We start from the raw sequence: 6,933 nt of genomic DNA, 5'->3' as shown, positions 1-6,933 counted from the left end.
TAACTGGCATCGCCGGCCGACACATCATCCAGCTGGCTTTCCAGGTCGGCGGTGAAATCATACTCCACATATCGCGTGAAGAATCGCTCCAGAAACGCCGTGACCAGCCGGCCCTTTTCCTCGGCAAAGAATCGGTTCTTCTCCACCCGCACATAGGCCCGGTCGCGCAATGTCTGCAGTGTGCTGGCATAGGTGGAGGGTCGCCCGATGCCGAGCTCCTCCAGCTTCTTCACCAGCGTCGCTTCGCTGAACCGCGCGGGCGGTTCGGTGAAGCTCTGGATCGCCTCCACAGTTTTGGACGCACAACGATCGCCGCCAGCCAGGCGCGGCAGGCGGGCGCCGTCGTCATCGTCCTCGGCGGGTTCATCCCGTCCTTCGGTGTAGAGCGTCAAAAACCCCGGCGTGATCACCACCTGGCCAGTGGCGCGCAGGCCGTGGCGGCCATCATCGTCAAACATGTCGACGGTGGTGCGTTCCAGCCGGGCGCTGGCCATCTGGCTGGCAACGGTCCGGTTCCAGATCAGCGCATACAGCCGCTCCGCATCCGAATCGCCCCGGCCCGGACGGCGCGAGAAATCGGTCGGGCGAATGGCTTCGTGCGCTTCCTGGGCGTTCTTCGCCTTGGTCGCATAAAATCGCGGCTTTTCGGGCAGCACTTCGGGCTTGCTGCCATAATCGCGGGCGATCATGTCGCGCACCGCGGCCATGGCTTCGCCGGCGATCTGCACGCCGTCGGTCCGCATATAGGTGATGTGGCCATCTTCATACAGGTTCTGCGCCACCCGCATGGTGTGGCTGGCGCTAAATCCCAACCGCCGCGAAGCCTCCTGTTGCAGGGTCGATGTGGTGAACGGCGGCGCCGGGTTACGGCTCACCGGCTTGGTCTCCACCGTGCGCACAGTAAAGCCATTCTTCTCAATGGCTTCCCGCGCAGCATTGGCTGCAGCATTGTCCAGATCAAACTGCGCCAGTTTCTTGCCATCCAGCACCGCCAGCCGCGCCTTGAAGGTGGCGCCATTGGGGGCAATCATCTCGGCCTCGACCCGCCAATATTCGCGCGCCACGTGCGCTTCGATCTCGCGTTCGCGCTCCACCACCAGGCGCAGCGCCACCGATTGCACGCGGCCCGCGCTCTTCGCGCCAGGCAGCTTGCGCCACAGCACCGGGGAAAGCGTGAAGCCCACCAGATAATCCAGCGCGCGCCGCGCCAGATAGGCATCGATCAACGGCTGATCCAGATCACGCGGCGCCTGCATGGCCTTGGTGACAGCGGCCTTGGTGATTTCATTGAACGTCACCCGGCTCGCGCCCCCGGGTGGCAGCGCGCGCTTGTCTTTCAGCCATTCCAGCAAATGCCAGCTGATCGCCTCCCCCTCGCGATCAGGGTCAGTCGCCAGGATCACGCTGTCCGCCCGCTTCGCCGCCTCGCGAATGGCAGCGAGCTGCTTGGAACGATCCGCCGAAACCTCCCACGCCATGGCGAAATCCTGGGCGGGGTCCACCGAGCCGTCGCGGGCCGGCAGATCGCGCACATGGCCAAAACTGGCCAGCACCTCATAGCTGCTGCCGAGATATTTGTTGATGGTCTTCGCCTTGGCCGGCGATTCAACGATAACGAGTTGCATTAGAGTCCCTCACGTATACGCGCGAGGGTGGAGGGCCGGAGCGAGGGGCGTCAAGGGGACAGGGGTCGCAGGCAATGGCCTTCGTTCAGGCCTGCCGAATTGAAGCTACATTGGTCGGGGTCGCCATTCACCTTTCAGAGTTGTGTTTCTGCCACTCCCAACAAGGGCTGGGCTCACTTTGGTCGAACTTCCTGCCTTCTTGTATTTGGTCTGGCGCTGCGTCCAACTGCAATCTGCTTGAAAGTGGCGAAGAAAGCGCTAATTTTGGTAGCACGATGAGCAACGAAAATCTCCCTTCGACACTCCCTCCTTCGGAAGTACGGTTTAGGCGCGCGATACGCTCACAAAATCGACTGATAAATTTTCTTGCGATACTATTGCTGCCGGCGTTTATCGGTGTGTGGCTGAGCGTCGCAGACCCGCTAAAGACTGGTATCGAAATCTTCTGGGCGGTAGTCGTGATTACAATTTTATTTCAGATCGTATTATATTTTTTAACTATGCAGTATGCAGATACACTGCCAGAGTTGCACCTAGAAAATACAGAACTACAAGAACTTCATCAATATATGATTGAACATATATCGGAAAGTGATGACTATATTGCACAACTTGAAGCCGTCAATTTACTAGGTGCCTATTGGTCAACATTTCAGGGAATGATTGCTGTTTTAAGTCCCTCAAATGAAGATTCTTTCCGTGAGGCCTGTCAGATAGCCATATCACCGATGATGGACGCCGCCGGGATACTTTTTGACTTCGAGTACGGAGAAATTTGGAGCACATCTGTTTACGGGTTCAACGAATCAAGCGGCCTATTAGAGCCAGTTTGGTGGAAAAGATCCGGCGATCATCCTTCAGGTGACAATGAGCCACGTAGTTGGAGGTCTGGGGACGGCCATGTTGGTTCTGCTTTCATGCAAGAGCGAATCCTGTTTACAAACGATTTGACCAGCGATGATGCGGCGATGCTCCTCACACCGAGTGCAAGCAATGTCAGGGATTACGATCAAGCTGTTTATCGCTCATTCGTTTCGGCACCGATCGTTTTGGACGTTCAACCAAATCCGCACCGCTTCGGAGTGCTAGTTGTCACAAGCAACGTGGCGGGTCGCTTTCACGAAGAGAATAAAGCGGTGGTCGCCCAAGCTGCCCAGGTGCTAGCCCACCTCTTCCACTGGAGGCTCCTTGCCAATACGCCTGAGATGCCCTAGATTCTCGGCATGGCAAGCAATCCAACAGCTGCTCGCGGTGAAGCGACCGGAAATGTTACGGTAAAAGTTGCCGCCCGTGAACGCGTGGTGTCAAAATCGAGTGCAGCTTACGTGCTGTCTCGTGGCAAGGGTGAGGCGGCCTACCGCCTATCCAGAATCATTGATGGGCAGGCAAAGCCGTACAGCAGCCGCTCTGGCGGGTTGTCTAAGGCGACTAAATAGCAGCTAAACATGAACTCTTTGAACGGTCAGGTCATGTAATCTGGCGGTTGAAGATTTCTACAGCGGCATATTCGTATTCCAGATAATCCGGCTCGCAAGTCTAGCCATCGCAGTGGACACAATCACCAAGATAGCCTCGCGGATCTTGATTGTTTACGCGGCCTCACCCCAACGCCACCCGCGCCCCGGCGTGGCTCACCAGCGCGCCTTCGAGTTCCAGGTCCAGCAGCACGCTCGCCACTTGCGCTGGCGGCAGCTTGGTGAGGCGGATGAGATCGTCGATGGGCACGGCCGTGGGGGAGAGCAGGGCGAGCAGCGCCGCGCGGGCGCTCACGCGCCCTTCGGATAGGCCGTCACCAATCGTGGCCGGACGTCGCCGGCATCGATGATCCACACGCTAGTGATGCAGGGGTCGCGGCCATCGGGGGAGGCCAGGGCGCAGTGCACCACGAACTTGCGGCCGTGGGGGTTGGCCTGTTCGTGGGCGACGGGCTGGCGCTGCCGGTGATCGGCCAGGCTGGCGGCGAGGGTATCGGCGGCAAAGCCGTGATCGCGGAAGAAGCGCGCCTTGCCGCCGTTCTGGGGGTGGGCGGCATTGAGCAGATATGCGCTGATCTTGCGCGGATCGACGAACGCGGCCTCCGCACCGGGCAGGCGGGTCATGCGATCTGGCTGAGCTCGACCGTTACCACGGCGTGCACAGGCGCGATGAATTCCACCTCGCACGCCTTGCCATCGCCATAGACCGCGACCACCACGCCCTCCGCTCCCGCCGGGATGGTGATGCCATCGGCCACAACGTCCACACGCAGCCGCACCGAATCGAGTTCGGCGGGCGTGGCCCTGTGGCGGGCGGAGAAATGGGCGATGTTCATGGCTTGAAAAATAGCACTTTCCTCACCCCAACGCCACACGCGCCCCGGCGTGGCGCACAAGCGCGCCTTCCAGTTCCAGGTCCAGCAGCACGCTCGCCACTTGCGCGGGGGGCAGTTTGGTGAGGCGGATGAGATCGTCGATGGGTACGGCCGTGGGGGAGAGCAGGGCGAGCAGGGCCGCGCGGGCCGCCGGATCGGGGGTGAGGGCGGGGGCGAAGTCGGGCAGGGGGAGCGGCTCGGCGACGTTCAGGCGGAGCGCGGGCTGGCCTGCGAGCGTGGAGAGCGCCTCCAGCACGTCGGCCGCCGTCTGGATCAGCGTGGCGCCTTCGCGGATGAGCAGGTTGCAGCCCTGCGCGCGCGGATCGAGCGGGGAGCCGGGCACGGCCATCACCTCCCGCCCCAGATCGGCCGCGATGCGCGCCGTGATCAGGCTGCCCGATTTGGGCGCGCCTTCCACCACGATGGTGCCGGCGGAAAGCCCCGCGATGATGCGGTTGCGGCGCGGGAAGTGGCGGGCCTGCGGCTCGATCCCCGGCGGCTGTTCGGCGATCACCAGGCCTTGCTCTGCTATGCGCGCCATCAGATCGGCGTGATCGGGCGGATAGGCGACATCCACCCCGCCGGCGACCACCGCGATGGTGCCGCGATCGAGCGCGGCCTGATGCGCCGCCGCATCGATGCCGCGCGCCAGGCCGGAAACGACGACATAATCCGCCTCTGCCAGATCCAGCGCCAGTTGCCGGGCAAAGCGGATACCCGCCGCGCTGGCGTTGCGGGCGCCGACGATGGCCACCGCCTGCCGATCGAGCAGGGCGAGGTCTCCACGGGCATAGAGCACCGGCGGGGCGGTTTCGGTGCCCGACAGCAGAGCGGGATAATCGGGGGTGCCGAGGAAGAGCAGATGCGCGCCCAGCCGGGCTGCGGTTTCCAGTTCGGCGAGGGCTTCGGATTCGGGGTGCAGGGCAAGGCTGCGATTGCCGCGCCGGGCCAGATCGGGCAGCGCCTTCAGCGCGGTTTGCGCATCGCCAAAGCGGGCGATGAGCTGCCGATAGGTGACTGGGCCAATCGAATCGGTGCGGATCAGGCGCAGCCGAAAGACCGCGTCACCGGGCAGGCTCATTTGGCCTTTTGCCCGATCTTGGATTCGGTGCCGCTTGCCAAGCGGGCGATGTTGTCGCGGTGGAGGAAGATCAGCAGCGCCGCGAGCGGTGCCAGATGGATGGCCCAGCCGATATTGTCTCGCACCGCCCAGGCCGCCAATGGGCAGGCGATGGCGGCCAGCATGCCGCCCACGCTGGAATAGCGCGTGACCAAGGCGCCGCCGAGCCAGGTGAGCAGCGCGATGACACCGGCCAGGGGTGCCGCGGCGAAGGTGATGCCCAGGATGGTGGCGACGCCCTTGCCACCGCGAAATTTGAGCCAGACGGGGAAGCAATGGCCGATGAAGGCGGCGGTGCCAGCCAGAATTGCTGCCGTCTCGCCGCCCAGTTCGCGGCCGATCAGCACGGCCGCCGCGCCCTTGCCGGCATCGAGCAGCAGGGTTGCCGCCGCCAGCGGCTTGTTGCCGGTGCGCAGCACGTTGGTGGTGCCGATGTTGCCGCTGCCCACCTGCCGAATGTCGATACCGATCATCCGCGTGAGCAGCAGCCCAAACGGGATCGAGCCGAGGAAATAGCCGATGGTGACGGGAATCCAATCCATAGCCGCAGCCTAGCGGGCGGGCCGGGCTGCGTCTATGCTGCGGGTAACAGGGGGGAATGCATGAAAGCCTTGATCGCCATTGCCGTGGGTTTGCTGGCCAGCAGCGCTGCTGCTCAGATGAAGCCGACGCCGCCGCGCGACACCGTCATGGCTGCCGGGCCCTATGAAACGCTGGTGATCAGGGGTGCGACCATCATCATCGGCAACGGCGGGCCGCCACAAGGCCCGGCTGATATCATCATCAACGGCGGAAAAATCACCGATATTCGCCCTGCCGGCACGCCCGGACTGCCGATGCGCGCCAATCGCCCGCCGGCCAATCCGACGCGGGAAATCGACGCCACCGGCATGTACGTGCTGCCCGGTTTTGTGGACATGCACGGCCACAATGGTGACCCCGACAAGATGAACGACCCCAGCTATGCTTGGAAACTGTGGCTGGCGCATGGGGTGACGACGGTGCGCGGGATGCCGCTGTATGGCGATGATGCGGCGCGTGCGCTGGATGAGAAGAAGCGCGCTGCCGCCGGCGCCATTATGAGCCCGCGCCTGTATGTGTATCAGACGCTGGGCAGTGGTGAGAGCGCCGGCTGGAAGGGCGGGCGAGTGACGACGCCGGAAAAGGCGCGCGAATGGGTGCGCTGGGCCGCCAGCGTTGGCATCGACGGCATCAAGTTCTTCAACCGCGGGGACGAGACGCCAGAGATTGACCGCGCCGCGATTGCGGAAGCGAAGAAACTGGGCCTGGGCACGGTCGCGCACCTCAGCCAACCCAACATCGCCGAGTTCAACGCCCGCGATGCCGCCGCTGCCGGGCTGGGCAGCATCACCCATTTTTACGGGCATTTCGAAAGCCTGCTCGATGGGCGGCGGGTGCAGGACACGCCGGCCGATTATAACTTCAACGACGAGCAGAAGCGTTTCGGCGGCATCGCCGAGATCTGGAACCAGATCCATGAACCCGGCGGGCCGGAGTGGGTGGAATATCTGAAGGCGCAGAAGGCCAGCGGCGTGGTGTTCGATCCCACCTTCAACATCTACAGCGCCAGCCGCGATCTGATGCGTGCCAAGCGGGCCGAATGGCACGATCGCTATACGCTGCCGAGCCTGACCGGGTTCTTTGAATCGAACCGCGATAACCACGGCAGCTATTTCTTCGATTGGACCAGCGAGCGCGAATATGAATGGCGGCGATTCTATACGCGATACATGCAATTGGTGAATGATTACAAGAATATGGGTGGGCGCGTTACGACCGGCAGCGATCCCGGTTTTATCTGGCAGACCTGGGGCTTT

The 6,933-nt window shown here is 62.6% G+C and carries 9 protein-coding genes; 3 read left to right on the top strand and 6 right to left on the bottom strand.

Annotation, left to right across the window (positions count from 1 at the left end; translation table 11 throughout):
* Window positions 1-1,625 (bottom strand): type I DNA topoisomerase (gene topA, locus RMO81_RS03535; RefSeq protein ID WP_310474361.1); only part of this gene is annotated, 1,625 nt, incomplete at its 3' end.
* Between the two features lie 74 nt (window positions 1,626-1,699).
* On the opposite strand from topA, the gene RMO81_RS03530 reads away from it, so the two are divergent.
* Entirely contained in the window at window positions 1,700-2,839 is a 1,140-nt protein-coding gene (locus RMO81_RS03530) for a GAF domain-containing protein (RefSeq protein ID WP_310474360.1), read from the top strand.
* Between the two features lie 9 nt (window positions 2,840-2,848).
* Window positions 2,849-3,061, top strand: coding sequence for a hypothetical protein (locus RMO81_RS03525; protein WP_310474359.1), 213 nt, complete (start codon window positions 2,849-2,851; stop codon window positions 3,059-3,061).
* A gap of 163 nt (window positions 3,062-3,224) precedes the next feature.
* On the opposite strand, the gene RMO81_RS03520 is transcribed toward RMO81_RS03525, so the two are convergent.
* Genes RMO81_RS03520 through plsY form a run of 5 tightly spaced genes read right to left on the bottom strand, consistent with a single transcriptional unit; the run spans window position 3,225 to window position 5,637 of the window.
* Window positions 3,225-3,395, bottom strand: a complete 171-nt coding sequence (locus tag RMO81_RS03520; protein WP_310474358.1) for a hypothetical protein — start codon at window positions 3,393-3,395, stop codon at window positions 3,225-3,227.
* Window positions 3,392-3,724, bottom strand: a complete 333-nt coding sequence (locus RMO81_RS03515; RefSeq protein ID WP_310474357.1) for a DUF6883 domain-containing protein — start codon at window positions 3,722-3,724, stop codon at window positions 3,392-3,394. The genes RMO81_RS03520 and RMO81_RS03515 overlap by 4 nt, the downstream gene beginning before the upstream one ends.
* Window positions 3,721-3,936 (bottom strand): DUF4926 domain-containing protein, encoded by a 216-nt coding sequence (locus RMO81_RS03510; RefSeq protein WP_310474356.1) that lies wholly within the window; start codon window positions 3,934-3,936, stop codon window positions 3,721-3,723. Before RMO81_RS03510 ends, RMO81_RS03515 begins: the two co-directional genes overlap by 4 nt.
* A gap of 22 nt (window positions 3,937-3,958) precedes the next feature.
* Window positions 3,959-5,056: a DNA-processing protein DprA gene (gene dprA / locus RMO81_RS03505; protein WP_310474355.1), complete on the bottom strand. Its 1,098-nt coding sequence runs from the start codon at window positions 5,054-5,056 to the stop codon at window positions 3,959-3,961.
* Window positions 5,053-5,637 carry a glycerol-3-phosphate 1-O-acyltransferase PlsY gene (plsY, locus tag RMO81_RS03500; RefSeq protein ID WP_310474354.1) on the bottom strand — a complete coding sequence of 195 codons (585 nt, stop codon included), beginning with the start codon at window positions 5,635-5,637 and terminating at the stop codon, window positions 5,053-5,055. The genes dprA and plsY overlap by 4 nt, the downstream gene beginning before the upstream one ends.
* A 60-nt stretch (window positions 5,638-5,697) precedes the next feature.
* On the opposite strand from plsY, the gene RMO81_RS03495 reads away from it, so the two are divergent.
* On the top strand, window positions 5,698-6,933 hold a 1,236-nt coding region (locus tag RMO81_RS03495; RefSeq protein ID WP_310474353.1), incomplete at its 3' end, for an amidohydrolase.

The sequence above is a fragment of the Sandarakinorhabdus sp. genome (assembly GCF_031422795.1).
Taxonomy (GTDB): Bacteria; Pseudomonadota; Alphaproteobacteria; order Sphingomonadales; family Sphingomonadaceae; genus Sandarakinorhabdus.
The sequence above is the reverse complement of the archived record's forward strand: the minus strand, read 5'-3'. Positions and strand labels throughout refer to the sequence as shown.

Excerpts from the sequence above, each read along its gene's own strand:
- RMO81_RS03530 (WP_310474360.1), top strand. The coding sequence starts at position 1,700 with ATGGCCTTCGTTCAGGCCTGCCGAATTGAAGCTACATTGGTCGGGGTC.
- dprA (WP_310474355.1), bottom strand. The coding sequence starts at position 5,056 with ATGAGCCTGCCCGGTGACGCGGTCTTTCGGCTGCGCCTGATCCGCACC.
- RMO81_RS03515 (WP_310474357.1), bottom strand. The coding sequence starts at position 3,724 with ATGACCCGCCTGCCCGGTGCGGAGGCCGCGTTCGTCGATCCGCGCAAG.
- plsY (WP_310474354.1), bottom strand. The coding sequence starts at position 5,637 with ATGGATTGGATTCCCGTCACCATCGGCTATTTCCTCGGCTCGATCCCG.
- RMO81_RS03525 (WP_310474359.1), top strand. The coding sequence starts at position 2,849 with ATGGCAAGCAATCCAACAGCTGCTCGCGGTGAAGCGACCGGAAATGTT.
- RMO81_RS03510 (WP_310474356.1), bottom strand. The coding sequence starts at position 3,936 with ATGAACATCGCCCATTTCTCCGCCCGCCACAGGGCCACGCCCGCCGAA.